The sequence below is a fragment of the Novosphingobium rhizosphaerae genome (assembly GCF_050920675.1).
GTDB lineage: Bacteria > Pseudomonadota > Alphaproteobacteria > Sphingomonadales > Sphingomonadaceae > Novosphingobium > Novosphingobium rhizosphaerae.
On the sequence record NZ_CP137861.1, the window covers coordinates 4,197,335 to 4,220,802 of the forward strand.

The following is a 23,468-nucleotide window of genomic DNA, read 5'->3' on the forward strand; positions in this document are numbered from 1 at the left end:
CGAAAACGGCAGGCAATCAGCTGTCGGCGATCATCGCGGTAAAGCTGCATTCCGTGGCGATCTTGTCACCCAGCATGGCCTTGCCAGCAAACTTGCACACGCGCGACCGCTTTTGCGTGAATTCCACGTGCAGGTCGAGCAGGCAACCCGGCTCCACCGGCGTGCGGAACTTGGCATCCTCGATCGCCATGAAATAGACCAGCTTGCCAGACCCGGCGAGGCCGAGCGTTTCGACCGCGAGCACGCCGGCCGCCTGGGCCAGCGCCTCGATCTGGAGGACGCCGGGCATGATCGGGCGGCCGGGGAAGTGACCCTGGAAGAACTGCTCGTTCATGGTCACTGCCTTGATCGCGTGGATGCGCTCACCCACCACGAGCGAGGCGACGCGATCGACCAGCAGCAAGGGATAGCGATGCGGCAGCGCCGCCATCACCTTGGTCACGTCGAACGACAGCGGCGCGGCCGTTGCGGCCTGGACTTCCTCGGTCATCTTCCCCTGCCTGCCTTGCCTTAGCGGCCTTCGGGCGCCTTGGCGCCGGCCTGAGCCGGTGCGGCCTGCTGCTGGGCCTGCTGCTGCGCGGCGGCTTCACGCTGCGCGCGCGGCATCCAGCCGGCGGGCGGCACGAGCTGCGCGGTGGGGATCAGGGCGTTGAGTTCGGTCAGGATATCCTGGCTGATGTTGGACGCCGGATCGCCCTTCACCACGGCCTGCACGTCGAGCACGATCGTGGCGCGGCGCTTGGCCATGGCGCGCTGGGTAGCGTCGTCCAGCTTGTCCGAAATCTGTTCGATCACATACTGTTCGGCCAGGTTCAGCGGCGCCAGGATCTGCTGGATCTCGCGCTTGCCATCTTCCTGGATCTGCTGGATCTGTTCCACTTCGGCCTGCAGCGCGTTGCGATCGGCCTTGGGGTTCTTCTGGTCGGCCTGGAACTTGTCGGCCAGCGGCTTGAGCTGGGCGTTGATCTGGTCGCTGCGCGTCTTGGCCTGGTCGATCTGCGCCTTGTAGGTGACCGGGCGCTGCTGCATCGCGGTCTGGTAGGCCGACGAAGAGCCGACGATCGCCTGCGGATTTGCATAGGCGATGCCGTTGGCGACAGGAGCGGTGGACGCAGCCGGAGCGGCAGCGCGCGATTGAGCCATGGCTGCGGGGGCAGCCGAGATCATCAGGCCCGCGATCAGGGCCGAGGCAATGCGGAGTTTCATCAGAACTGGGTTCCCACGTTGAAAGTGATGGGCTGGGTGTCGTCGCCGTCGACCTTCTTCAAGACCTTGGCGAAGTCGATGCGGAACGGGCCGAATGGCGAGTTCCAGTTGACGCCGACGCCGATAGAGACGCGCGGCTGAGGTGAATTGCCGACGTAGACTTCGTCGTACTTCTGGTAAGTGCTGTTGGCCGTGCCGTCCGAAGCATTGGCCGCAGTGGTGACCTTGCCGGTCAGCGCATCGGTGTAAAGCACGACGCCCGTGCTGGTGGCGGGGCGGCGCACGCCCCACACCGCGCCGGCATCCATGAAGATCGACGGACGCAGGCCCATTTCGCGCGCGCCGGCGCCCAGCGGAATCTCCATTTCGGCGTGGCCGATATAATAGAAGCGGCCACCCAGTGCGTCGTCGGACCACGAGTTGCGATCGGTGGTGATCGCGCCAAACGTGCCATCGGAATTGCGCGAATAATACTTGCGCAGCACGCGCGGGCCGACGCCGCGAATATCGAAGCCGCGCATCTGGGGCTGGCCCAGGAAGAAGCGATCGGTCAGGCGCACGTCGTCCACGGTCGGGTCGCTCGAACGGCTGGCGAGCGGTGCGATCGCGCCGCCTTCGCCGCGCAGGCTGAACACAAAGCCCTTGCCCAGCGGCCAATAATGCGCCGCATTGGCGGTGATACGGGCGTATTTCACCGAACCGCCCAGGCCCGCGATATCGCCGCTGAGCAGCCACGAGGTGCCCTTGGTGGGGCGCATGCGGTTGTCCAGCGTATCATAGACCAGCGAGGTACCGATGATCGAGCTGACGCGGCTGCCGATCGCATCGCACAGATAACGGCCGGCCAGCAGCGGGCTGCACGTGCCGTCGAGGTAATAGGTCGCCTCGTCCAGCGTCACGTCGTCGAAGTTGAGAGTGTAGCGCCCGATCAGCGACATGTACTCGGTCAGCGGCACGCCGGCGCGGATCTGGAAGCCGGTGGTGGTCTGCTTGTACGTCGTGTTGCGGTTGGAATTGAGGTAGTTGAAGCTGTTGTAGTCGCGGCGATAGACGTCCACGCCCATCGAGATGTTGCGATCGAACAGGTACGGCTCGGTAAAGCTGACCTGGACGCTGCGCGAATAGTACGAATAGTCGACCGAGAGGCCGATCGTCTGGCCGCGACCGCGGAAGTTGTCCTGGCGGATCGAGGCCTGGAAGATGAAGCTTTCCAGGCTCGAGAAGCCCGCCGAAAGCTGCAGCTGGCCGGTGGGCTTTTCTTCCACGTTGGCTTCGAGCGCGATGCGATCGGGCGTGGTGCCCGGCTTCTGTTCGACTTCGAACTTTTCCTGGAAATAGCCCAGCGACTTGATGCGGTTGGACGAGCGCTTGATCTGGTAGGAATTGAACGCGTCGCCTTCGGCCAGACGGAATTCGCGACGAATGACCTTGTCCTGCGTCAGCGTGTTGCCGTTGACATCAACCCGCTCGACATAGACGCGCGGCGCTTCCGCAATGCGGAAGTTGATGCCCATGGTGAGGTCATCCTTGTTGCGCGCGAAATCGGGCTGCACGTTGGCAAAGGCATAGCCCAGGCTGCCGGCCGTCTCGCTCAGGCTGTCGACCGTGTCTTCGACCAGCTTGGCGTTGTACCAATCGCCCGCCTTCATCGGCAGCTTCTTGACGAGGCTGTCGCCGTCGATTTCGCGCAGCTGGCTATCGACCTTCACGTCGCCGAACTTGTAGCGCTTCCCTTCCTCCACCACATAAGTGATGATGAAGTCCTTCTTGTCCGGCGTCAGTTCGGCCACGGCCGAAACCACGCGGAAATCGGCATAGCCCTTGGTCAGGTAGAACTGGCGCAGCTTCTGCTGGTCGAACGCGAGGCGATCGGGATCGTAGCTGGTGCCCGAGGAGAACAGGCGGAAAGCGCGCGACTGCTTGGTCACCATCTCGGTGCGCAGCTCGGTATCCGAGAACTGCGAGTTGCCGATGATGTTGATCTGGCGAACCTTGGACTTGGGCCCTTCGCTGATCTCGAACACGATATCGACGCGGTTCTGGTCGAGCATGACCATCTTGGGCTCGACCGAGGCGGCGAATCGGCCCTGGCGCTTGTACAGCTCGATGATGCGCGACACGTCGGCGCGCACCTTGGACCGCGTGAAGATCTGGCGCGCCGAAAGCTTGATCTCGGGAAGGATCTTGTCTTCCTTGAGACGCTTGTTCCCTTCCAGGATGATGCGGTTGACGACCGGGTTTTCCTTGACCTGGATGGTCACGGCGCCGGCGTTGTTGCGCACCTGCACGTCGGCAAAGAGTTCGGTGGCGAACAGGTCCTTGAGCACCTGGTCGGCCGCGGCCTGGGTATAGCGATCGCCCTCGCGCAGGCGGATATACGAGCGAATCGTATCGGGCTCGAGGCGCTGGGCGCCATCGATGGTGATCGAGGTGACCAGCTGCACCGGTTCGGCAGGGGCTGCCGGAACCGGGGCGGGTGCAGCGGCCGGCGCGGCAGCGGGTGCAGCGGCGGCAGCAGACTTGGCCTTGGGCGCGGACTGGGCCAGAGCCGGATTGACCAGCGTGGTCGAGGCGAGCAGCGCCACCGCGAGAGTCGAGGCCCTCGCCGAGGCTGGGTTCGGTGCCCGCGCTGCGGCGGGGGCGGTCAGGCTCGCGTACCGTTCATTCATCACCAAGCGCCATCCCGTCTGAATTCGTAATGTTCCGCCACACTGGCGGTTGCCGGATTTTCGGCACCGCAGCCCTGTGCCCCATGCCGCTTTGCCAATCAAGCAAGCATGGCGCAACGCACCGCATTCACCCCGCATATTGTGGAAAATAATGCGCCGAGGGCCCTTGCCGGGCCCCCTGCCCGGCTTGTGGCCGATCACGTGGCGCCAACGTGGCGCAGATCCAACGGATCAGCCGCCGAAAACCTTTGCTCCAAACAGGCCATGCGCACCGAACAGGTCGAGCGAGGCGACATCGTTGACCGTAACGATCAGCATCAGGGCCACCACCAGCGCCAGCCCGGTGCGAAACGCCCATTCCTGGCCGCGCGCACTGACCGGCCGGCGGCGCACCGCCTCTGCCAGGTAGAAGGCCAGATGCCCCCCGTCCAGCACCGGGATTGGCAACAGGTTGATGAATCCCAGATTAATCGAGATCAGCGCCACGAAGAACACGAAGGGCTGCCAGCCCGAAACAAGTTGCTCGCCCGAGTACTTGGCGATCTTGATCGGCCCGCCCAGTTCCTTCACTTCGCGCCGCCCGGTAACGATCTGGGCAATGCCGGTCACCATCGTATCGACAATGCCGCGCATCTGCCGCGCGCCATCGGCCACGGCCTCGAGCGGGCCCACGCGAACCACTTGCACGCTGGCCGGGCCGATCCCGATGAAGCCGATCTTCTGCACGTTGCCAAAGCGATCCGCATCGGTGCGGGTGGCAGCCACGATGGGCAGCGCCTGGCGCTTGCCGCCGCGGTCAACCACCATATCGAGCGCTTCGCCCGGGTGCTGCGCGACGGTCATCTTCACATCGACGAAGGTATCGACCGCGCCACCGCGCATCGCCACGATCCGGTCACCCACCCGAATGCCGGCCTTTTCCGCCACGGAGCCCGGCTGCACCACGCCCACCACCGGCGCGGCGACCAGCTTGCCATAGGCCATGGTAAAGCCGGAAAGGATGGCCAGCGCGACGAGCAGGTTGGTGACCGGGCCTGCCAGCACGATCAAGGCGCGCTGCCACAGCGGCTTGGCCTGGAACGTGCGGTTGCGCTCGCTGGCCGGCAGTGCCAGCCATTCGGCGGTCGGCTTGCTCGTCGGGCTCATGTCGCCGGCGAACTGGACGTAGCCGCCCAGCGGCAGCAGCGAGAGCTTCCAGCGCGTGCCGCGCTTGTCGGTCCAGCCGATGAGTTCGCGACCAAAGCCGATGGAAAAGACGTCAGCCTTTACCCCGCACCAGCGCCCGACCAGATAGTGTCCCAACTCGTGCAGGAAAACGAGCGGCCCCAGCACGAGCACGAAGGCCAGGAAACTGGTCAATAGGCCGGGAGTGTGCATCAACGAACGGGCTCCATGCACTCATGTGCGCGCAAGCGGGCTTCCTGGTCAACCGCGATCACATCCGCCAGCGATGCCGGTGGCGGGGGCAGTCCACGGTCCAGGACCGCTTCGACACATGCCACGATCCTGGTGAACCCGATCTTACCAGCCAGGAATGCAGCCACCGCAATTTCGTTGGCGGCATTGAGCACTGCCGGCGCGCCTCCCCCGGCGATCACCGCTTCGCGCGCCAGGCGCGTGGCAGGAAAGCGCTGCTCGTCGGGCTTGCGAAACGTCAGTTCCCCGATCTCGGCCAGATCCAGCGGCGTGCAGGGCGTATCCATGCGTTCGGGCCAAGCGAGGCACGAAGCGATCGGCACGCGCATGTCCGACGGGCCGAGTTGTGCCAGGGTGGAACCATCGCGGTATTCGACCATCGAATGAACGATCGATTGCGGATGCACCAGGATACGCAACCGCTCCACGCCCACGGGGAAGAGATGGAACGCCTCGATGAATTCGAGGCCCTTGTTCATCATCGTGGCCGAATCGACGCTGATCTTGGCGCCCATCGACCAGTTGGGATGCTTGACCGCCTGCGCGGGCGTGGCATCGACCAGGCGATCGGCCGCCCAATCGCGGAACGGGCCACCGCTGGCGGTGAGCGTGATCATCCGCACATGCTGCGCAGCATTGCCCGCCAGGCACTGGAAGATCGCGTTGTGTTCCGAATCGACCGGCAGCAGCGTGGCGCCGCTGCGCGCGACGGCGGCGGTCATCACCTCGCCTGCCGAAACCAGCGCTTCCTTGTTGGCGAGGGCCACGATCCGGCCGCATTCGATCGCAGCCATGGTGGGGGCAAGGCCGGCACAGCCCACGATCGCCGCCACGGTGATATCAGCCCCGCGCGCCGCAGCCTCTACCAGCGCGGCGGGCCCGGCGGCGGCTTCCACGCCCGAGCCGGCTAGCGCGGCGCGCAAGTCTTCGAGACGGGCGGGATCGGCCACGACCGCGAGCCTGGCCGAGAATTCACGGGCCAGGGCCGCCAGTTCGGCCACTTGGGCGTGGGCTGTCAGTGCCTCCACCCGAAAAGCCGACGGATTGCGCCGCACCAGATCGAGCGTGGAAGCGCCGATCGAGCCGGTGGCCCCCAGGACGGTGATCGTGCGTTGCGCGGTCATGCCGGTGCACCCAGCGCCCAGGCCGTGCCGACGATGATCGCCACCGGCAGCAGGCCATCGACGCGATCGAAAAAGCCGCCGTGGCCCGGAATGAGGCGCGAGGAATCCTTGACCCCTGCCCGCCGCTTGAGCCACGATTCGTAGAAATCGCCCGCTTGCGCGGCCACCGCAAGCGCCGCGCCGGCAAGCGCCGCCACGCCCAGGTTGGCGATATGCAATGCTTCTGCCAGGCTTGGCCCGGTGGGACCGATGCCGCTGATCAGCCAGGCACCGCCCAGCGTGAACAGGCCGGTCCACAGCCCCGCCGCCGCCATGCCGCCAGCCAGCCCCGCCCAGGTCTTGGACGGACTGATGCGCGGGGCGATCTTGGGGCCGCCCAGCGCCCGGCCGGTGAAATAGGCGCCAGTGTCGGTGCAGATGACGAGGCCCATGACGGCGACGAGCAGCGGCGTGGGCATCACGATCAGCGCCAGCGCCCCCCACCCGACGTAGACAGCGCCGGTGATAACGGCAGCGCCCATGCGCGCGGGATCGGGCGCGATGCGCGAAACCAGACGCACGTATTCGCCAAACACGACAAGGCCGACCAGCGCGATGAACGCGTCGAGCGCCACGCCGCCCCGCCACACGGCAAGCCCGGCCACTGCCAGCATGACCACCGCCGATGCCACGCGCACCGGCAGGTCCGACCGTTTGGCAGGCACGGCCGCAGCAGAGGGCGCCGGATCGGACGCGCCTTGCGGATCAGCGCCCGCCAAAGCGCCGCTCCCGCTCGGCAAACTGGTCCAGCGCCTCACGCAAGTGTTCGGGGGTAAAATCGGGCCACAACACGGGCGTGAACACCATTTCGGCATAGGCCGCCTGCCACAGCAGGAAATTCGACAGGCGCACTTCGCCCGACGTGCGGATCAGCAGGTCGAGCGGCGGCAGGTCTGCCGTATCGAGCTCGGCCGCGATGGTTTCGGGCGTGATCTCGCCCTTGGCGGCGGCGCGGGCGGCAGCACGGGCGATTTCCTGCTGCGATCCATAGTTCAGCGCGATCGCCAGCGTCAGGCGGGTGTTGCCGGCGGTGCGCGCCAGCGCCGCATCGATCAGTTCGACCAGGTCGGGCGCGAGCGCACGATAATCACCGATGATCTTGAGGCGCACGCCGTTGCGATCGATCTCGTCGATGTCGCTGCGGATGAACGTGCGCAGCAAGCCCATGAGATCCGAGATTTCCTCGGCCGGGCGCTTCCAGTTTTCCGAACTGAACGCATAGAGCGTCAACGCTTCCAGGCCCAGGTCTCCCGCTGCGCGCACGGCTGCACGCACCGCTTCCACGCCGCGCTTGTGGCCAAACACACGGGGCATGAATCGCTTCTTGGCCCAGCGCCCGTTGCCATCCATGATGATGGCAACGTGACGGGCCACGGGGGCAGCATCGCCCCCGGCGTCGCGAACCTGCGGCACGGGAACCGGCGCGGCGCTCACTTGCCCAGGATTTCCTTTTCCTTTTGCGCGGCCGCTTCGTCCAGCGCCTTGATCGTCTCGTCGGTCAGCTTCTGGACTTCGGTTTCCAGACGCTTGCGCTCGTCTTCCGAAATTTCCTTCTTGGCTTCGTCGGCCTTCAGGGCTTCCATGCCATCGCGGCGCACGTTGCGCACGGCAATGCGCGCGCCTTCGGCATACTTGCTGGCCAGCTTGGCCAGTTCCTTGCGGCGCTCCTCGGTCAGATCGGGAATCGGCAGGCGCAGGTTGTTGCCGTCGTTGATCGGGTTGAGGCCCAGGCCCGCCGAACGGATCGCCTTTTCCACCGGGCCCACGTTGGAGCGATCCCACACCTGCACCGAAAGCAGGCGCGGTTCGGGCGCGGAAACGGTGGCCAGCTGGTTGAGCGGCATGTGGCTGCCATAGACTTCGACCGTGACGGGATCGAGCAACGCGACATTGGCACGGCCGGTGCGCAGGCCGGCCAGATCGCCCTTGAGCGCTTCGACCGCACCTTTCATGCGGCGCTCCAGATCGCCCTTGTCATACTTTGCCATGGATCAGGCTTCCTTCCGAACGGTGGTCTGCGTGCCCTCGCCAGCCAGCACGCGGGCGAGATTGCCCTGCTCGCGGATCGAGAACACGACGATGGGAATGTTGTTGTCGCGGCACAGTGCCACGGCCGAGGCGTCCATCACCTGAAGATTGTGCGCCAACACCGTGTCATAGTCGATGGTGTCAAAGCGCTTGGCCGCCGGGTCTTTCTTGGGATCGGCGTTATAGACGCCGTCCACGCTGGTGCCCTTGAACAGGGCATCGCACTGCATTTCGGCGGCGCGCAGGGCAGCGCCGGAATCGGTGGTGAAATAGGGGGCGCCCACGCCTGCGGCAAAGATCACCACGCGGCCCTTGGCCAGGTGCCGCTCGGCGCGGCGACGGATCACCGGCTCGCACACCTGGTCCATCTGCACCGCCGATTGCACGCGGGTATCAACCCCCAGCTTTTCCAGGGCAGACTGCATGGCCAGCGCGTTCATCACCGTGGCGAGCATGCCCATGTAATCGGCCTGGGCGCGGTCCATGCCCTTGGCAGCGCCGGCCATGCCGCGAAAGATGTTGCCGCCGCCGATGACGAGGCAGATTTCCAGGCCTGTTTCCTTGGCAGCCTTCACTTCGGCCGCCAGCGCCGCAACGAAATCGGTGTCGATGCCGAACTGCTGGTTGCCCATCAGCACTTCGCCCGAAAGCTTGAGCAGGATGCGCTTGAACTTTGCAGGGCTGGTCATGGGGCGTTCGGGTCTCGCAACTACGGGGCAGGAATGGATGGCGGGCGTGCTGACGTGAGCCGGCGGCCCCCACCACCCTTGGTTCGCGCCCTTATACGCAGCGCATCGGCCGTGCCAAGGGCGCGGGTGCGGTTTAGCGGCTGATGAACGCAAACGTCCCCGCTGCAACAGGGGCCGGCGGCTTGTTCATGAACAAGGCCAGGCCCCGGTTGCGCGGGGACGCATGCCAAGCAATGCTTACTTGAGGCCAGCTGCAGCCGCCACTTCGGCGGCGAAGTCGGTTTCTTCCTTCTCGATGCCTTCGCCCAGCTGGAAGCGGACGTAGTCGACCAGGGCGATCTTGGCGCCGGCAGCCTTGCCAGCAGCGTCGACGACCTGCGAGATCGGGGTCTTGCCGTCCATCACGAACAGCTGCGAAAGCAGGGCGTTTTCCTTGGCATACTTGGCCACGGCGCCGTCAGCGCGCTTGGCCAGGATTTCTGCCGGGATTTCCTTGCCGCTCTTGGCAGCTTCTTCGGTCGCCTTTTCCAGGGCGATCTTGCGCTCGCGCTCAAGCACGGTCGGATCGAGGTCTTCGGCCGAAAGCGCCTGCGGGAAGGCAGCAGCGATGTGCATCGCGATCTGCTTGCCGAGCGGCTCCAGCACATCGGCGCCAGCTTCGGATTCGAGCGCGACGAGCACGCCGATCTTGCCCAGGTTGGTGGCCGCGGCGTTGTGCATGTAGGGCACGACGATGCCGTTGGTCACGGCCACGTGCTTGATGCGGCGCAGCTGCTGGTTTTCACCGATGGTGGCAACGTTGTTGGTCAGCTTGTCGGCCACGGTGCCGCCGTCGGGATAGGCAGCAGCCTTGAGCGCTTCCACGTCAGCCGCGCCGGTTTCCAGCGCCACTTCGGTCGACTTGCGGACGAAGTCCTGGAACTGGTCGTTCTTGGCGACGAAGTCGGTTTCCGAGTTGACTTCGACGGCCACGCCCTTGGTGCCCGAAACGGCCACGCCAACCAGGCCCTCGGCCGCGGTGCGGCTGGACTTCTTGGCAGCGGCAGCCAGGCCCTTGGCGCGCAGCGCGTCGACAGCGGCTTCGAAATCGCCGCCGGCTTCGTCCAGGGCCTTCTTGCAGTCCATCATGCCGGCGCCGGTGCGCTCGCGCAGGTTCTTCACGTCAGCGGCGGTGTAAGCCATCGCGTTGGTCCTTTGTCTGAAACGGTGCGGCCGCGGCTGCACGCGCCGCGGCCCTACTTCATGAAACGGGACAATTCGGTGACGGCGCCGTTTGCGGCGCCGCCGCCGTCATGCCGGATGCCGATCAGCCTTCGATGGCTTCTTCGGCAACCGGTTCGTCCAGCGCGCCCAGGTCCACGCCCGCGGCATAGGCGGCGTCACGGCCACCCTTGGTCGCTGCAGCGGCCACGGCTTCGCAGTAGAGGCGGATGGCGCGGCTGGCGTCGTCGTTGGCCGGGATCGGGAACGCGATGCCTTCGGGCGACACGTTCGAGTCGAGGATGGCAACGACCGGGATACCCAGGACGTTGGCTTCCTTGATCGCCAGTTCTTCCTTGTTGGCGTCGATCACGAACATCACGTCGGGGATGCCGCCCATGTCGCGGATGCCGCCGAGCGACAGTTCGAACTTGTCGCGTTCGCGGGTGAGCTGGAGGACTTCCTTCTTGGTGAGACCGGTGGTGTCACCCGAAAGCTGTTCTTCCAGCGCCTTGAAGCGCTTGATCGAGCCCGAGATGGTCTTCCAGTTGGTGAGCATGCCGCCCAGCCAGCGATGGTTGACATAGTGCTGGCCCGAAGCGCGCGCGGCCTGGGCGATCGGTTCCTGCGCCTGGCGCTTGGTGCCCACGAACAGCACCTTGCCGCCGGCCTGGACCGTGGCAGAGATGAATTCGAGCGCGCGCGACATCAGCGGAACGGTCTGCGACAGGTCGAGGATGTGGATGCCGTTGCGGGCGCCGAAGATGTACGGCTTCATCCGCGGGTTCCAGCGGTGGGTCTGGTGGCCGAAGTGGGCGCCAGCCTCGATCAGTTGCTGCATGGTGACGACGGGAGCCGCCATAGTCATTTCCTTCCGGTTTCACCTCTGGAGCGCTGGAACCGCGCGGAGAACCCGCAGCTGGCACCGGTATGTGCGCGCCCCATGTGGACTGGCCCGGCTGTCATGAAGGCGGCGGAATGCCGCGAATCATCGCTGGGCTGCGCGGCCCATAGCGCGCACCACCAGACTTTGCCACCGGAAATACCCTTAGCAGTGATTCGCGTGGATAACGGCCGCCCGGCGCACCGCAACCACGGCTGATCGCGGCCCGATCGACGGGAATTCACGGCGGTTCCGACGCAGATTCCTCGATTTTCGATCTAAGCACAAATACTTAGGATGCGCACAAAGGTGCTTGAAATTCCAGTTGACGCGCTGGAACAAAAGTGGAACATTCAGGACGTCAACGGGGCCAAGAGGAACCGTTCAGGAACGATCGAGTTATCCACAACACAAGCGCTTGCTGTCAAGTCTCGGTCACAGGTTGCCCGGATTGGCCGCCCGCCCTCTTGTCTTCGGAAAGGCTTTTGCCATGCTCGCCACTCTCGCTTCGCTCGTCATTGCCGGCGCCGGCGTTGCAGCCCTGGTTGCCGTTGCGGCCACCTGGCGCGGGCAGCTTGGTGCCATCCGCCAGCTTCTTGCCGATGCGCGCGCACTCGAACAGGCCGACGCGCTCGACCTCGATCGCGCCTTTTTGGCGCGCCTCGTCGAATGCCCGATGGCCGATCCGGCCGCCCTTGATCCGGCTGCGGCCGATCCGGCCCCTGCCCTGCGTCCCGTGGTTCGCAATGTCCGCCGCGTGGCGCCGCGGGCGGCGCCCCAACCGGTGGTTACTGGACCGCGCCGCGCTGCCGCTTGAGGCGGGCATAGCGCACCACGCCCAAGGGGATGAGCGCCAGGTAAAGCGCGCAAATCCCCACCAGGGTCAACCAGGGTTCGGTCAACAGCGCGGCAAAGACCAGACCGGTCAGCGCGATCAATTCCAGGCGAATGGTCTTGCGCGGACGGAATGAAGACCAGCCCGGCGTTGCCATGTTGGAAATCATCATGAACGCGATCAGCGCCGCCCAGGCCGCCACGAACACGGGATGGCGCAACTCGTCCCGGCCGCTGGCAATCCACAGATAGAGTGGCAGGAACGAAAGCCCCGCCCCGGCTGGTGCCGGAACACCGGTGAGAAACCCGGCGGACTTATGTGGCTGCTCTTCCATGTCGATGCGCGCGTTGAAGCGCGCCAGGCGCAGCGCGCAGCACACCGCGAGCGCAAGGGCCGCAAACCAGCCAAAGCGCGGCATCTGCTGCAACGACCACAGATAGAGGATGAGCGCCGGCGCGACACCGAACGAGATCGCGTCGGACAGGCTGTCCAACTCGGCGCCAAAGCGCGATTGCGCCTTCATCAGCCGCGCCACGCGGCCATCGATGCCATCGAGCATCCCGGCCAGGATCACCGCCAGGACAGCGCCGCGAAAATCGCCGCCGATCGCAAAGCGGATGCCGGTCAACCCGCAACACAGCGCGGCCGACGTAATCGCGTTGGGCACCAACCCACGCAGGGTCAGCCCGCGTGGCAGGCGATGGCGCCCGAAATCCTCACCGGAAAACGCTTCCTCATCCCCCAAGGGTGTCACTGGCTGATGCCCTCGATCAGCGGAGCGTCGCCGATTTCGGCCAGGACGGTTTCACCGGCGACCACGCGCTGGCCGATCAGCACCTTGGGCTCGGTGCCGACGGGCAGATAGACATCGACCCGGCTGCCAAAGCGAATCAGGCCCACGCGCTGGCCCACGGCCACGATGTCTCCGCCCTTGACGAAAGGCACGATGCGGCGCGCCACCAGGCCAGCGATCTGGGTAAAGCCGATCTTCACGCCGTCGCTGCGTTCGACCAGAAAATGCTGGCGCTCGTTCTCTTCGCTCGCCTTGTCGAGATCGGCGTTGAGGAACTTGCCGGGAATATAGACCACGCGGCGAATCGTGCCGCCGATCGGCGAACGGTTCACGTGCACGTCGAACACCGACATGAAGATCGACACGCGGGTGACCGGCGTGGGGTCCATCGCAGGCTGCCCGCTGCCATCGTCGGCGGAAAGCTCGCGCGGGGGCGCAACCTTCTGGATCAGCGTGATCAGGCCATCGGCCGGCGCCACGACAAAGCGATCGTCACGCGGCGTGACTCGCACCGGATCGCGGAAGAACGCCAGCACGCCAAGCGTGAGGAACACCAGCGGCCAGGCCACGATGCTGCCACCGAACACGGCAGCGATCAGCGCGATGGCCCCGGCAATGGCGCCAAACTTGCGCCCTTCGGGATGGATGGAGGGCCAGGACCAACCGGCATTGCCGCGTCCGCGATTGTCAAAAATGTCACCAGGCATGGCGCCGGTCTAGGCGCTGGCGCGCCGCGCGGCAAGCGTGTGGCACGCAGCCACCCACCAAGCGCGCTCACGGATCGACCGGCGCCATGGCCTTGGCTGCCGCTATATCGTTGTAAACCATTGTTCTACAACGCCCATCCGTCGCTTAATTGCCAAAAATGGAGTGCTATGGCCGGGCCCCATGATGGGCAAGCCCCTGAACCGAAAGAGCCCACGCCATGCTGCCCTTCCCCTATCCATTCTGGCCCATCTGGCTGTTCAGCCTGGCCGCCGCCGCATCGATCGTGCTCGCCCGCCTGGCCAACCGGATTGTCCCCGGCCCGGGCCATCGCCCGATCTGGCGCCATGTCTGGCGCGAATGCCTCGCCCTGCCTGCCTTTGCCACGCTGGCTACGATCGCAGCCATGCAGCAGGGCGCCGCGCCGCTGGCCTCACCACTGATCGCCATGATGCTGGCGCTCGCCGGATTTCGCCGGGTGGCCCGCGCTACCGTTCGCTACATCTTGCGGAAATAAGCGACGACGCGGCCCAGCACGTGCACTTCGCCATCATAAGCAGTGATCGGCGTGATCGCAGGATTGTCTGCCATCAGCAGCCAGCCGCCGTCCTGGCTGGGCCGCAACCGCTTGACGCAGCCCAACCCGCAGTAGCTCACGGCCCAAACCTGATCTGCCAGGCGGGGCGTGTTCTGGGTCGTGTCGATGAGCAGCAGATCGTTGTCCAGGATCGTGGGGATCATGCTGTCCCCCGATCCGCGCGCGATGATCAGGCTTTCGGCCGGCGCGCGCGTGTAGAGATCGAGCCATTCGCGCGGAAACATGCGCTGCACATCGGCAATCGGCTGGTCGAGATAGGCCGCCCCCAAGCCGATCGCCAGATCCACTTCCCGCACCGGCACCAGGCCCATTTCATGTGCCACCACCGCCACCGAAGGCAGGCGTGGCCCGTCGGCGGCAACCTCGTCGGTTTCACCCGTGAGATATTCCACGCTGGTTTCCAGCGCGCGGGCGATGGCGTGGAGATGGCGGGACCCCTGCGCACCTTTGCGGATCAGATGATTCACGCTGGGCTGCGAAATCCCGACACGACGCGCCAATTCTGCCTGCGACAGGCCCAGTGCGCTGATTCGCGCGGCAATGCGATCGCCCAATGTCATGGCGATGGATCTATAGCTTTAACTATAAAATATCAATACGTTTGTCTATTGATCCAGATATAGACAATGCTATTATAGCTTAGTCGATACAAATGGAGATTCCACCCATGCCTCCCACCTGCTCCAGCGAGGCCCGCACGGGACGCCTGCGCTGCCCGCATTGCCACACGCCCGGCCAACGGCGGTCCAGCCGTCCGGTCACCGACACCCATCGGGAAATCTATTACCAGTGCAGCAACGTGGCGTGTGGCCACACCTGGAAAGCCAGCGAGACATACGATTATGGCCTGGTGCCCAGCGCCACGCCCGATCCGCGCGTGACCTTGCCGCAACGGCCGGCACGCTCAGGCGCATAAGCCACCGCCTGGCTGGCCGGCCTGCAAATTTCGAAGAACGAGCCCAAGGCCAGGATCAGCCCCTGATCGGCAGGGCTTCGACGTTGCCGGCCGGCGCCGGGATGCGGAAAGGAAAGCCAGGCTCTCGCGCGAAGGATTCCACTTCGTTTCCGGCAATGATCGCCCCGCTCTCGGTCACGACCCGGAAGATGCTCCGATCTTCCGTTTCCCAGCGCAGGAGCATCAGCATGATCTTGGCCAGAGCCTCGGGGCGGACGCTGCCGATGCGTTGGAAGCCCTTGGCACGTGGGGCAATGGCATCCTCGGGCGGTGTCCACTCGAGCCAGGCCAGTTCGGTCCAGTTTCTGTCCATCGTCACCTCAAGACTGGAGGTGAGGCCCGCCCGGCTTCGATCGGCCGGGCATCACCGGATGTTTGTCATGATTTTCCGACACTTCCTTAGGACAATTTACTAAAGTTAACAATCATCCAATTGAGGTAAAGTGCTGGCTTCATAGGCTGTGGGTGGAGCGGGCGACGAGGCGTTGGCGACGCTGGTGAAGCTTGCCATGGCATGGACGCGACGCGCCAAGCCCCCGAGCGCTCGAGGTGCGCGGGGGAGCCGTAAACATCGTCATGATGATCAGAGAGCACTGGTGGTGGACAGGGCTAGATTCGAACTAGCGTACGCTTGCGCGGGCAGATTTACAGTCTGCTGCCTTTAACCACTCGGCCACCTGTCCACACCAGATTTGCCGGTGCGAGGAGCGCCTTTTTCAAGGGTTTCCCGCGTTTGAATGGGCCGTTTCGCTGCAAGCGATCCGGTCCGTCCGGCCGAGTGAGAGGCCCTTTGGCGAACCATCGCTTGCCTGTCAATGGGGGGGCTGGCTAAGGGCGATGCAGTTTTCGATTTTTATGCACAGGTGTTCGCAATGCCCCGCCACGATGATGACCAAGACAACCGCCGCGATGCCGGCAAGAAAGGCCGCTCCCTGCGCGGCCGGGCCGGGCGCAACCAGGGCGGCCGGGGATCGGGCCGGGGCAGCACCGGAACGGTGCGGCTGTGGGGCCGCCATGCGGTGGAAGCGGCGCTGACCAATCCCAACCGCACCGCCAAGAAGCTGTGGGGCACGCGCGAGGCGATCCAGGAGATGCTGGACGACCATGACGCGGAACTGCCGCGCGACCTGCCGGTGGAATACGCCCAGGCCGTCGACCTGGCGCGCCTGGTGGCACGTGACGCGCCGCACCAGGGCCTGGTGCTGGAATGCCTGCCGCTGGACGACGTGGCGCTGGACGACGTGCTGGAAGAGGCCGAGGGACGCACGCTGGTGCTGCTCGACCAGGTGACCGACCCGCACAATGTCGGCGCCATCCTGCGCTCGTGCGCTGCGTTCGATGTGGCGGCGCTGATCACCCAGGATCGCCACGCTCCGCCCGAGTCGGGCACGCTGGCCAAGTCCGCATCGGGCGCGCTGGAAGTGGTGCCCTGGGTGCGGGTCGTGAACCTGGCCCGTGCGCTCGAACTGATTGCCGACGCCGGCTATTGGCGAATCGGGCTTGATGGCGAAGGCGACGCGGCGTTTCCCCATGCCCTGCCGAGCGGCCCGGTCGCCCTGGTGCTGGGCGCGGAAGGCGAAGGCATGCGCCACAATGTGATGCAGCATTGCGATGCCCTGGCCCGCCTGCCGATCAGCGGCGCGATCGAAAGCCTCAACGTGTCGAACGCGGCGGCCATCGCGCTCTATGCCGCCGCCACGCGCGAGGTGGAGGAAGACTGACCCCACATCCAATTATATTTTCCCACAAAAAAGGGCCGCGTCGGCATGCGACGCGGCCCTTTTTTCTGCGGCATGCCGCGCGATGCGATCAGTTGACCGCGTCCTTGAGGCCCTTGCCCGCCTTGAACTTGGGCTGCGCCGACGCCTTGATCGACATCGGTTCGCCCGTGCGGGGGTTGCGGCCGGTGGACGCCTTGCGCTTGGCCACCGAGAACGTGCCAAAACCGACCAGTCGCACTTCTTCACCCTTGGACAGGGCGCCGGTGATCGATTCGAACACTGCCTCCACGGCCTTGATCGTATCGCTCTTCGACAGGCCGCTCACATCGGCGACGGCGCTGATCAGATCGTTCTTGTTCATGTGCGGAACCCCCTACCTCTTTATGGGACAGTAAGCGTTGGAAAATCGTGATTTCGGGTGCGCGGAAAAGAGCCGAGAAAAAAACCGCTGTCAAAGGCAAATACGCGGCAAACGCTAGATTTATCCCCGAAAACGGCGGACTTGGCGGGCAGACAAAAGCCACGCGCAACGATGTTGCGCGTGGCTCCCGTCAAACTACGGTAAGCAACGGCTGCGATCAGTGCGCGGTGGGCGCCGCCGGAGCGCTGCCGGGCAGTGGTGCAGCCGCTGGCTGGGTCGCCAGATCGTCGGCTTCGGTCCACTCGATCGCTTCCACCGGGCCGACAAGGGCGCGCGAGAGCACTTCATCGACATGGCTGACCGGTACGATATCGAGGCCCTCGCGGATGTTGGCCGGGATTTCGGCCAGATCCTTGCGGTTCTCTTCGGGGATCAGCACCGTCTTGATGCCGCCACGCAGGGCCGCCAGCAGCTTTTCCTTGAGCCCGCCGATGGCCAGCACGCGGCCGCGCAACGTCACTTCGCCGGTCATCGCCACGTCGGCCCGCACGGGAATGCCGGTGAGCGTCGAGACCATGGCCGTGACCATGCCGATGCCCGCGCTTGGCCCATCCTTGGGCACGGCGCCTTCGGGCAAGTGGATGTGCAGGTCCTTGCGCTGGAAGATCGAAGGCTTGATGCCATAGGCCGGGCTGCGCGCCTTGACGAAGCTGAACGCCATCTGGACGCTTTCGCTCATCACTTCGCCCAGCTTGCCGGTCGTGCGCACCGCACCCTTGCCGGGCACCGTCACGCTTTCGATCGTCAGCAGTTCGCCACCCACTTCGGTCCAGGCGAGGCCGGTGACGGCGCCGACCTGGTTTTCCTCGTCCGATACGCCATGGCGGAACTTGCGCACGCCGGCGAACTCGTCGAGGTTTTCCGGCGTAATGGTGACGCTCTTTTCCTGGCCTTCCAGGATCTTGCGCAGCGACTTGCGGGCCAGGCGGGCAATTTCCCGTTCCAGCGTACGCACCCCGGCTTCCCGCGTGTAATAGCGGATCAGATCGCGCAGCGCGTCCTGCTCGAGCGTGAATTCGCCCTTGCGCAATCCGTGCGCCTCCACCTGCTTGCTCACCAGGTGGCGTTCGGCAATCTGGACCTTCTCATCCTCGGTATAGCCTTCGAGGCGGATGATCTCCATGCGGTCGAGCAGCGGCTGCGGCAGGTTGAGGCTGTTGGCCGTGCACACAAACATCACGTCGGACAAATCGATGTCCAGCTCCAGGTAGTGGTCCTGGAACTTGGCATTCTGTTCGGGATCGAGCACTTCGAGCAGCGCCGAGGCCGGATCGCCGCGGAAATCCTGGCCAAGCTTGTCGATTTCATCGAGCAGGAACAGCGGGTTGGACGCACCAGCCTTGCGCAGGTTGGTGACGATCTTGCCCGGCAGCGAGCCGATGTAGGTGCGCCGGTGCCCGCGAATCTCGGCCTCGTCGCGCACGCCGCCGAGCGACTGGCGGATGAACTGGCGGCCGGTGGCCTTGGCAATCGACTTGCCCAGCGAGGTCTTGCCCACGCCCGGCGGGCCGACGAGGCACAGGATCGGTCCCTTGAGCTTGTTGGTGCGCGCCTGCACGGCCAGGTATTCGACGATGCGATCCTTGACCTTGTCGAGCGCGTAGTGATCGGCATCCAGGATCGCCTGGGCGCCCGGGATGTCCTTCTTGAGCTTGGAGCGCTTGCCCCAGGGCAGGCCCAGCAGCACGTCGAGGTAGTTGCGGATGACCGTGGCTTCCGCGCTCATCGGCTGCATGGTCTTGAGCTTCTTGAGCTCGGCATTGGCCTTGGCGCGGGCTTCCTTCGACAGCTTGAGATTGTCGATCTTGTCCTGCAGTTCCTGGACTTCGTTGGCTTCCTCGCCATCGCCGCCGCCCAGTTCGGACTGGATCGCCTTCAACTGTTCGTTGAGGTAATATTCGCGCTGGGTCTTTTCCATCTGGCGCTTCACGCGGCCACGGATCTTGCGCTCCACCTGGAGCACGCCCAGTTCGCCTTCCATGAAGGAAAGCACCATTTCCAGCCGCTTGAGCGCGTCGGTTTCCGAAAGCACGGCCTGCTTGTCGGCCACCTTGGCCGCCAGGTTGGCCGCCACGGCATCGGCGAGCTTGCCGGCATCCTCGATATCGCCCAGCTGCTGCCCGGCATCCTGCGGCAGCTTTTTGGAAAGCTTGGCATATTCGGCGAACTGATCGACGACCGAGCGCATCATGGCCGACACTTCGGTGCCGGAAACGACTTCGGGATCGATCTGCGCCACCTCGGCCATCAGCATATCGCCGTGGCTGGTGCTCTGCGGGTTGAGCGCTTCAAGCTGGGCACGATGGTGCCCTTCGACAAGCACGCGCACCGTGCCATCGGGCAGCTTGAGCAGCTGAAGCACGCTGGCGATCACACCGGTTTCATAGAGATCGTCGCGATCGGGATCGTCGCAGCCGGGATCGAGCTGGGCCAGCAGGAAAATGTCTTTCGAGCCCGCCATGGCGGCTTCGAGCGCGGCGACCGACTTTTCGCGGCCGACAAACAGAGGCACGACCATACCGGGAAACACCACGATGTCGCGCAACGGAAGCAGGGGATACAAAGTCATAAGTGCAAATGTCCGTCCCACCTGCCGCACAAGAACCCAAACCGGCAGGGCTTGTCACAGATATGGGGTGCAAGGCGCCGCCCCGCAATGCCCAAGCGGCAAGACGGTTGGGGATTGCCCGATTTCAGCCCTTTTGGCCGTTTTATGCGATTTGCTGCGCCGGCGCGATCACGGCGTGGCGGGCGCCGGAGTGGGCTGCGCAATGGGGGGCAGGACGACCGGTGGCAGCACCTGGCCATCAGGGGCCCGGGCCGGGCCGGGGGCAACCGCCGGCGCCGGCGGCGCGACGACATTGGGCGCGCTGGTGCCGGGCGCGGGTACCGGCGCCTTGGGCTTGCGGCCCTTCAACTCGTCGATCTGCGCCTGGCGGGCGGCAAGATAGGCCTGCTTGGTGGCAAGGTAGGGATCGCCGGCCGCACGGATCGCCTTGATGCGGCGGTCATCGTCGAGACGATCGTTGAGCGAGCGCACGACGAAGCTGCCGGTGACGTAATAGGGGCTACGCAGCGGCCCACCGACGATCGCCGGCAGGAACGCGCGATCGATGCCCAGCCCGATCACGTCGCGCAGAGTGGTGGGGCCGACCAGCGGCACGAACAGGAACGGCCCGGGACCGACGCCATAATAAGCCAGAGTATTGGCAAAGCCGTTGCGCCGGTAGGGCAGCTTGAACGGCTTTGCCACGGCAACATCGAGCAGCCCGGCCACGCCGACCGTGGAATTGATCGCAAAGCGGCCGAGCGTTTCGGCCGCCTTCCCCGGCTTGAGCTGCAAAAGGAAATTGAGCGCCACGACCGGCTCGGTCAGATTGGTGAAAAAGTGACGCAGGCCGGCGCGAATGGGATAGGGCACGGCCGAACCATAGGCCTTGGCCGCAGGTTCGATCAGCGCGCGGTCGACCGCCTGGGTGGCGGCAAACGTCACTTTGTTGAGCGCGATGACCGGATCGCCCGGCGGCGGCCCGCGCCGCGCGTTGACGACGATCGCGCTGTCGTCAGCCGGTTGATCGTTGGCAGCCACGGGCGGCGTTGCCCCGGTCGAACCCGAAGGGGCGAGCGGGGGCAAGACGATCGGCGGCAGGATCTGCCCATCGGGGGCACGCGAAGGCACCGCCCCATCGGCTGGGGCAGCGGCGGGCGCCGCAACAACGGCCGCAGGTGCGCCGTTCGTGGCCGGCGGTGGCACGGCGCCTTCATCAATCGGCGTGGTCCCGGCCAACGCAGCGGCAAGCAATACGATCATCATGTCCCCGTAGGCGATCTCGCCATGACTGGGCGCTGAACAGAAGCGTTACATACGCGGCGGTTGCTCAGCGCACCTGGTCATGACGGAACAACGGCCTTCCAAAAAGGTTGCGCGACCCGAAAGGTTGCGCGGCCGATCAGAAAGGCAGCTTGAAGCCCGGCGGAATGCCGGCAGCCATCTGCACCTTCTGCATTTCCTCGCCCGCGGCGGCGTCGGCCTTGGCCCGCGCATCATTGAACGCGGCCGCCACGAGATCTTCGAGGATGCCCTTGTCGGCCGGCACGAGCAGGCTGTCATCGATCGCGACGCCGATCACGCGGCCCTTGGCCGAAGCCTTGATTTTTACCAGGCCGCCGCCGGCGGCACCTTCCACCTCGATGCCATCGAGGCGGCCCTGGGCGTCCTCCATCTGGCGCTGGATGGTTTCGGCGGCCTTTTGCGCCGCCTGGATCATTTCTTCCATGGACTTCATGCTTGTCTGCTCCGCGCAGGCGACCACGGCCGGCGTTCGGACGTGGCAGGGTTGGATTCGTCGAGAATTTCAGCGCCGGGAAAGGCTTCGAGCGCGGCACGCACGAGGGGGTCCGCACGCATCGCGGCGTCGGCCTGTGCTTCGAGCGCAGCCTTGGCTTCCACCAGGCTGGGTTGCGCGCCTTGTGCGGCCGGACCATCGAGGCGTTCCACCAGCCAGGCCTGGCCGGTGATGTTCTGCAAGGCCTTCTTGATGTCGGCCGTGGGATCGCCCGGCAGGCCAGGGGCGAGTTGATAGCGTAGCGTGCCCATGCGCAGTTCGATCAGGCGCACCGACAGGCGCATGGTTGCGCCCGTGAGCGGTGACACCTCTTCCACCTGCTCCACCAGGGCCTGCCAATCCATGCCCACATGGCCGGGCGCGCTGGCAGCGGCATGGGCCGATGGCGCGCCATCGGCCGGGGCGGCAGCGGCTGCAGCGGCAAGCGCCGGGGCTTGCGCCAGCATCTCTTCCAGCTTGCGCACCAGCCCGCCCGGATCGGGCATGTCGGCCGCGTGCAACACGCGCAGCAGCGCCATCTGCGCCGCGACCAGCGGATCGGGCGCGGTCTTGACCTCGTCATGGCCCTTGAGCAGCAACTGCCACAGGCGGTGCAACTGCCCGGCGGAAAGATCGCCGGCCCAGCCCTGGAGCGCGGCAGCTTCCTCGGCCGAGCGGGCTTCGCCTTCCGGCCCGCTGATCTGGGTGACGGTGACCTTGTGCACCAGATCGAGCTGCGCGCGCAGCATGGCCACCGGCTCGATCCCCAGGGCATACTGGTGCGCCACTTCGCCCAGCAGCGCCGCGCCATCGCCTTTGAGCATGGCGGCAAACAAGCGACGTTGCAGGGTCTTGTCGGCCAGGCCCAGCATGTCCTGCACTTGCGCGGCGGTCACGTGGATGGCGCCGCCCTCGCCCGTGCCGGCCAGATCGGCATGGCTGATGGCCTGGTCGAGGATCGACAGCCCGTCGCGCGCAGACCCTTCGGCAGCGGCGGCAACCATCGCCAGCGCATCGGCTTCGGCATCGACGCCTTCGGCCTTGCAGACATGGGCGAAATGATCGGCCAGCAGCGCCGTGGGAATGCGGCGCAAGTCGAACCGCTGGCAGCGCGAAAGCACCGTGACCGGCAGCTTGTCCACTTCGGTGGTCGCAAACAGGAACTTCACATGCGCCGGCGGTTCTTCCAGCGTTTTCAGCAGCGCGTTGAACGCGTTGCGCGAAAGCATGTGCACTTCGTCGATGATGTAGATCTTGTAGCGCGCGGACACGGCGGCATAGCGCACCGCCTCGATGATCTCGCGCACGTCGTCCACGCCGGTGTGGCTGGCCGCGTCCATCTCGATCACGTCGATATGGCGGCCTTCGGCAATCGCCCGGCACGGTTCGCACTGCCCGCAAGGATCGATCGTGGGGCCGCCCTGGCCATCAGGACCGATGCAGTTGAGCGCCTTGGCGATCAGGCGCGCGGTGCTGGTCTTGCCCACCCCGCGCACGCCGGTCATCAAAAAGGCATGGGCCAGCCGATCGCGGCGGATCGCGTTGGCCAGGGTCTGCACCATGGCTTCCTGGCCGATCAGCGCGGAAAAGGTCTGCGGGCGATATTTGCGCGCAAGCACGCGATAGGGCTGCGCGGGCGCAGCGGGCGCTGGCTGCGGCGCGGCCGTGGGCGCCGGCCGAGGCGCGGGATCGCCGAACATCGCACCCTGCCCGGCCGCTTCGAGTTCGGCGGCGCTGGGCGCAGCCTCTTGCGCGGGGGCTTCGGGGGTTTCGGGCTCATGCCCAAACATGTCGGTTGAATCGGCCATTGTTTCCCTAGGTAGGCGCAAAGGCTGCAAATGTCGAAGGGGGGTGCCACGGT

24 protein-coding genes and 1 tRNA gene are annotated in these 23,468 nt (G+C 65.4%); 4 read left to right on the forward strand and 21 right to left on the reverse strand.

Translation table 11 applies throughout. From position 1 onward, the window contains the following. Window positions 1-16 precede the first annotated feature (16 nt). From fabZ to rpsB, 11 genes are all read right to left on the reverse strand, one after another. A complete protein-coding gene (gene fabZ, locus R9J51_RS19110; protein ID WP_168556704.1) occupies window positions 17-490 on the reverse strand; it encodes a 3-hydroxyacyl-ACP dehydratase FabZ in 474 nt (157 codons plus the stop codon). A gap of 20 nt (window positions 491-510) precedes the next feature. Beyond that, a complete protein-coding gene (locus tag R9J51_RS19115) occupies window positions 511-1,206 on the reverse strand; it encodes an OmpH family outer membrane protein (protein WP_168556703.1) in 696 nt (231 codons plus the stop codon). After that, window positions 1,206-3,875 (reverse strand): outer membrane protein assembly factor BamA, encoded by a 2,670-nt coding sequence (gene bamA / locus R9J51_RS19120; RefSeq protein ID WP_169475942.1) that lies wholly within the window; start codon window positions 3,873-3,875, stop codon window positions 1,206-1,208. The genes R9J51_RS19115 and bamA overlap by 1 nt, the downstream gene beginning before the upstream one ends. A 231-nt stretch (window positions 3,876-4,106) precedes the next feature. After that, window positions 4,107-5,255 (reverse strand): RIP metalloprotease RseP, encoded by a 1,149-nt coding sequence (rseP, locus tag R9J51_RS19125; protein ID WP_179505404.1) that lies wholly within the window; start codon window positions 5,253-5,255, stop codon window positions 4,107-4,109. Next, on the reverse strand, window positions 5,252-6,415 hold the full coding sequence (locus R9J51_RS19130; RefSeq protein WP_179505405.1) for a 1-deoxy-D-xylulose-5-phosphate reductoisomerase: 1,164 nt from the start codon (window positions 6,413-6,415) through the stop codon (window positions 5,252-5,254). The genes rseP and R9J51_RS19130 overlap by 4 nt, the downstream gene beginning before the upstream one ends. After that, entirely contained in the window at window positions 6,412-7,173 is a 762-nt protein-coding gene (locus R9J51_RS19135) for a phosphatidate cytidylyltransferase (protein WP_432787679.1), read from the reverse strand. Before R9J51_RS19135 ends, R9J51_RS19130 begins: the two co-directional genes overlap by 4 nt. Next, window positions 7,160-7,804 carry a polyprenyl diphosphate synthase gene (uppS, locus tag R9J51_RS19140; protein ID WP_179506565.1) on the reverse strand — a complete coding sequence of 215 codons (645 nt, stop codon included), beginning with the start codon at window positions 7,802-7,804 and terminating at the stop codon, window positions 7,160-7,162. Before uppS ends, R9J51_RS19135 begins: the two co-directional genes overlap by 14 nt. 80 nt (window positions 7,805-7,884) lie before the next feature. Next, window positions 7,885-8,442 carry a ribosome recycling factor gene (frr, locus tag R9J51_RS19145; protein ID WP_168556699.1) on the reverse strand — a complete coding sequence of 186 codons (558 nt, stop codon included), beginning with the start codon at window positions 8,440-8,442 and terminating at the stop codon, window positions 7,885-7,887. 3 nt (window positions 8,443-8,445) lie between these two features. Continuing rightward, window positions 8,446-9,171, reverse strand: coding sequence for a UMP kinase (gene pyrH, locus R9J51_RS19150; protein WP_168556698.1), 726 nt, complete (start codon window positions 9,169-9,171; stop codon window positions 8,446-8,448). Window positions 9,172-9,408: 237 nt separating this feature from the next. Next, window positions 9,409-10,353 carry a translation elongation factor Ts gene (gene tsf, locus R9J51_RS19155; RefSeq protein WP_168556697.1) on the reverse strand — a complete coding sequence of 315 codons (945 nt, stop codon included), beginning with the start codon at window positions 10,351-10,353 and terminating at the stop codon, window positions 9,409-9,411. A 124-nt stretch (window positions 10,354-10,477) separates the two neighbouring features. Next, a complete protein-coding gene (gene rpsB / locus R9J51_RS19160) occupies window positions 10,478-11,233 on the reverse strand; it encodes a 30S ribosomal protein S2 (RefSeq protein WP_168556696.1) in 756 nt (251 codons plus the stop codon). A gap of 511 nt (window positions 11,234-11,744) precedes the next feature. Here rpsB and R9J51_RS19165 point away from each other — a divergent pair. After that, the gene (locus tag R9J51_RS19165; RefSeq protein ID WP_179505407.1) at window positions 11,745-12,071 is read left to right on the forward strand and encodes a hypothetical protein; all 327 of its coding nucleotides are present in this window, start codon (window positions 11,745-11,747) and stop codon (window positions 12,069-12,071) included. Here R9J51_RS19165 and R9J51_RS19170 read toward each other — a convergent pair. Both R9J51_RS19170 and R9J51_RS19175 read right to left on the reverse strand, forming a co-directional pair. Beyond that, complete coding sequence (locus R9J51_RS19170) at window positions 12,043-12,834, reverse strand: CDP-alcohol phosphatidyltransferase family protein (RefSeq protein ID WP_168556993.1); 792 nt, start codon at window positions 12,832-12,834, stop codon at window positions 12,043-12,045. The genes R9J51_RS19165 and R9J51_RS19170 overlap by 29 nt on opposite strands. Before the next feature lie 5 nt (window positions 12,835-12,839). Next, entirely contained in the window at window positions 12,840-13,589 is a 750-nt protein-coding gene (locus tag R9J51_RS19175; RefSeq protein WP_168556694.1) for a phosphatidylserine decarboxylase, read from the reverse strand. A 218-nt stretch (window positions 13,590-13,807) separates the two neighbouring features. Between R9J51_RS19175 and R9J51_RS19180 the strand changes: the two genes are divergently transcribed. Further along, window positions 13,808-14,104 (forward strand): hypothetical protein, encoded by a 297-nt coding sequence (locus R9J51_RS19180; protein ID WP_179505408.1) that lies wholly within the window; start codon window positions 13,808-13,810, stop codon window positions 14,102-14,104. On the opposite strand, the gene R9J51_RS19185 is transcribed toward R9J51_RS19180, so the two are convergent. Next, a complete protein-coding gene (locus R9J51_RS19185) occupies window positions 14,086-14,745 on the reverse strand; it encodes an XRE family transcriptional regulator (RefSeq protein WP_168556692.1) in 660 nt (219 codons plus the stop codon). The genes R9J51_RS19180 and R9J51_RS19185 overlap by 19 nt on opposite strands. A 107-nt stretch (window positions 14,746-14,852) precedes the next feature. Here R9J51_RS19185 and R9J51_RS19190 point away from each other — a divergent pair, with 107 nt between their 5' ends. Further along, entirely contained in the window at window positions 14,853-15,101 is a 249-nt protein-coding gene (locus R9J51_RS19190; protein WP_210425693.1) for an ogr/Delta-like zinc finger family protein, read from the forward strand. Between the two features lie 55 nt (window positions 15,102-15,156). Here R9J51_RS19190 and R9J51_RS19195 read toward each other — a convergent pair whose 3' ends face one another. Together R9J51_RS19195 and R9J51_RS19200 are read right to left on the reverse strand one after the other, a co-directional pair. After that, window positions 15,157-15,453, reverse strand: coding sequence for a hypothetical protein (locus tag R9J51_RS19195; protein WP_179505409.1), 297 nt, complete (start codon window positions 15,451-15,453; stop codon window positions 15,157-15,159). 284 nt (window positions 15,454-15,737) lie between these two features. After that, a tRNA-Tyr gene (locus tag R9J51_RS19200) sits at window positions 15,738-15,823 on the reverse strand. 189 nt (window positions 15,824-16,012) lie between these two features. Between R9J51_RS19200 and rlmB the strand changes: the two genes are divergently transcribed. Further along, window positions 16,013-16,861 carry a 23S rRNA (guanosine(2251)-2'-O)-methyltransferase RlmB gene (gene rlmB, locus R9J51_RS19205; RefSeq protein WP_169475938.1) on the forward strand — a complete coding sequence of 283 codons (849 nt, stop codon included), beginning with the start codon at window positions 16,013-16,015 and terminating at the stop codon, window positions 16,859-16,861. Window positions 16,862-16,949: 88 nt separating this feature from the next. On the opposite strand, the gene R9J51_RS19210 is transcribed toward rlmB, so the two are convergent. From R9J51_RS19210 to R9J51_RS19230, 5 genes are all read right to left on the reverse strand, one after another. Further along, window positions 16,950-17,222, reverse strand: coding sequence for an HU family DNA-binding protein (locus tag R9J51_RS19210; protein ID WP_168556689.1), 273 nt, complete (start codon window positions 17,220-17,222; stop codon window positions 16,950-16,952). 217 nt (window positions 17,223-17,439) lie between these two features. Beyond that, window positions 17,440-19,851 (reverse strand): endopeptidase La, encoded by a 2,412-nt coding sequence (gene lon / locus R9J51_RS19215; RefSeq protein ID WP_179505410.1) that lies wholly within the window; start codon window positions 19,849-19,851, stop codon window positions 17,440-17,442. A 168-nt stretch (window positions 19,852-20,019) separates the two neighbouring features. Further along, window positions 20,020-21,096, reverse strand: coding sequence for an MlaA family lipoprotein (locus R9J51_RS19220; RefSeq protein WP_179505411.1), 1,077 nt, complete (start codon window positions 21,094-21,096; stop codon window positions 20,020-20,022). A gap of 136 nt (window positions 21,097-21,232) precedes the next feature. After that, window positions 21,233-21,568 (reverse strand): YbaB/EbfC family nucleoid-associated protein, encoded by a 336-nt coding sequence (locus R9J51_RS19225; RefSeq protein ID WP_168556686.1) that lies wholly within the window; start codon window positions 21,566-21,568, stop codon window positions 21,233-21,235. Beyond that, window positions 21,565-23,415 (reverse strand): DNA polymerase III subunit gamma/tau, encoded by a 1,851-nt coding sequence (locus R9J51_RS19230; RefSeq protein WP_432787680.1) that lies wholly within the window; start codon window positions 23,413-23,415, stop codon window positions 21,565-21,567. Before R9J51_RS19230 ends, R9J51_RS19225 begins: the two co-directional genes overlap by 4 nt. Window positions 23,416-23,468: the final 53 nt, after the last annotated feature.

Bases quoted from the DNA above. Each gene is read 5' to 3' on its own strand.
- fabZ (WP_168556704.1), bottom strand. From the start codon at position 490: ATGACCGAGGAAGTCCAGGCCGCAACGGCCGCGCCGCTGTCGTTCGAC.
- R9J51_RS19115 (WP_168556703.1), bottom strand. From the start codon at position 1,206: ATGAAACTCCGCATTGCCTCGGCCCTGATCGCGGGCCTGATGATCTCG.
- bamA (WP_169475942.1), bottom strand. From the start codon at position 3,875: ATGAATGAACGGTACGCGAGCCTGACCGCCCCCGCCGCAGCGCGGGCA.
- R9J51_RS19130 (WP_179505405.1), bottom strand. From the start codon at position 6,415: ATGACCGCGCAACGCACGATCACCGTCCTGGGGGCCACCGGCTCGATC.
- uppS (WP_179506565.1), bottom strand. From the start codon at position 7,804: ATGGATGGCAACGGGCGCTGGGCCAAGAAGCGATTCATGCCCCGTGTG.
- frr (WP_168556699.1), bottom strand. From the start codon at position 8,442: ATGGCAAAGTATGACAAGGGCGATCTGGAGCGCCGCATGAAAGGTGCG.
- pyrH (WP_168556698.1), bottom strand. From the start codon at position 9,171: ATGACCAGCCCTGCAAAGTTCAAGCGCATCCTGCTCAAGCTTTCGGGC.
- tsf (WP_168556697.1), bottom strand. From the start codon at position 10,353: ATGGCTTACACCGCCGCTGACGTGAAGAACCTGCGCGAGCGCACCGGC.
- rpsB (WP_168556696.1), bottom strand. From the start codon at position 11,233: ATGGCGGCTCCCGTCGTCACCATGCAGCAACTGATCGAGGCTGGCGCC.
- R9J51_RS19165 (WP_179505407.1), top strand. From the start codon at position 11,745: ATGCTCGCCACTCTCGCTTCGCTCGTCATTGCCGGCGCCGGCGTTGCA.
- R9J51_RS19175 (WP_168556694.1), bottom strand. From the start codon at position 13,589: ATGCCTGGTGACATTTTTGACAATCGCGGACGCGGCAATGCCGGTTGG.
- R9J51_RS19180 (WP_179505408.1), top strand. From the start codon at position 13,808: ATGCTGCCCTTCCCCTATCCATTCTGGCCCATCTGGCTGTTCAGCCTG.
- R9J51_RS19185 (WP_168556692.1), bottom strand. From the start codon at position 14,745: ATGACATTGGGCGATCGCATTGCCGCGCGAATCAGCGCACTGGGCCTG.
- R9J51_RS19190 (WP_210425693.1), top strand. From the start codon at position 14,853: ATGCCTCCCACCTGCTCCAGCGAGGCCCGCACGGGACGCCTGCGCTGC.
- R9J51_RS19195 (WP_179505409.1), bottom strand. From the start codon at position 15,453: ATGGACAGAAACTGGACCGAACTGGCCTGGCTCGAGTGGACACCGCCC.
- rlmB (WP_169475938.1), top strand. From the start codon at position 16,013: ATGCCCCGCCACGATGATGACCAAGACAACCGCCGCGATGCCGGCAAG.
- R9J51_RS19210 (WP_168556689.1), bottom strand. From the start codon at position 17,222: ATGAACAAGAACGATCTGATCAGCGCCGTCGCCGATGTGAGCGGCCTG.
- lon (WP_179505410.1), bottom strand. From the start codon at position 19,851: ATGACTTTGTATCCCCTGCTTCCGTTGCGCGACATCGTGGTGTTTCCC.
- R9J51_RS19220 (WP_179505411.1), bottom strand. From the start codon at position 21,096: ATGATGATCGTATTGCTTGCCGCTGCGTTGGCCGGGACCACGCCGATT.
- R9J51_RS19225 (WP_168556686.1), bottom strand. From the start codon at position 21,568: ATGAAGTCCATGGAAGAAATGATCCAGGCGGCGCAAAAGGCCGCCGAA.
- R9J51_RS19230 (WP_432787680.1), bottom strand. From the start codon at position 23,415: ATGGCCGATTCAACCGACATGTTTGGGCATGAGCCCGAAACCCCCGAA.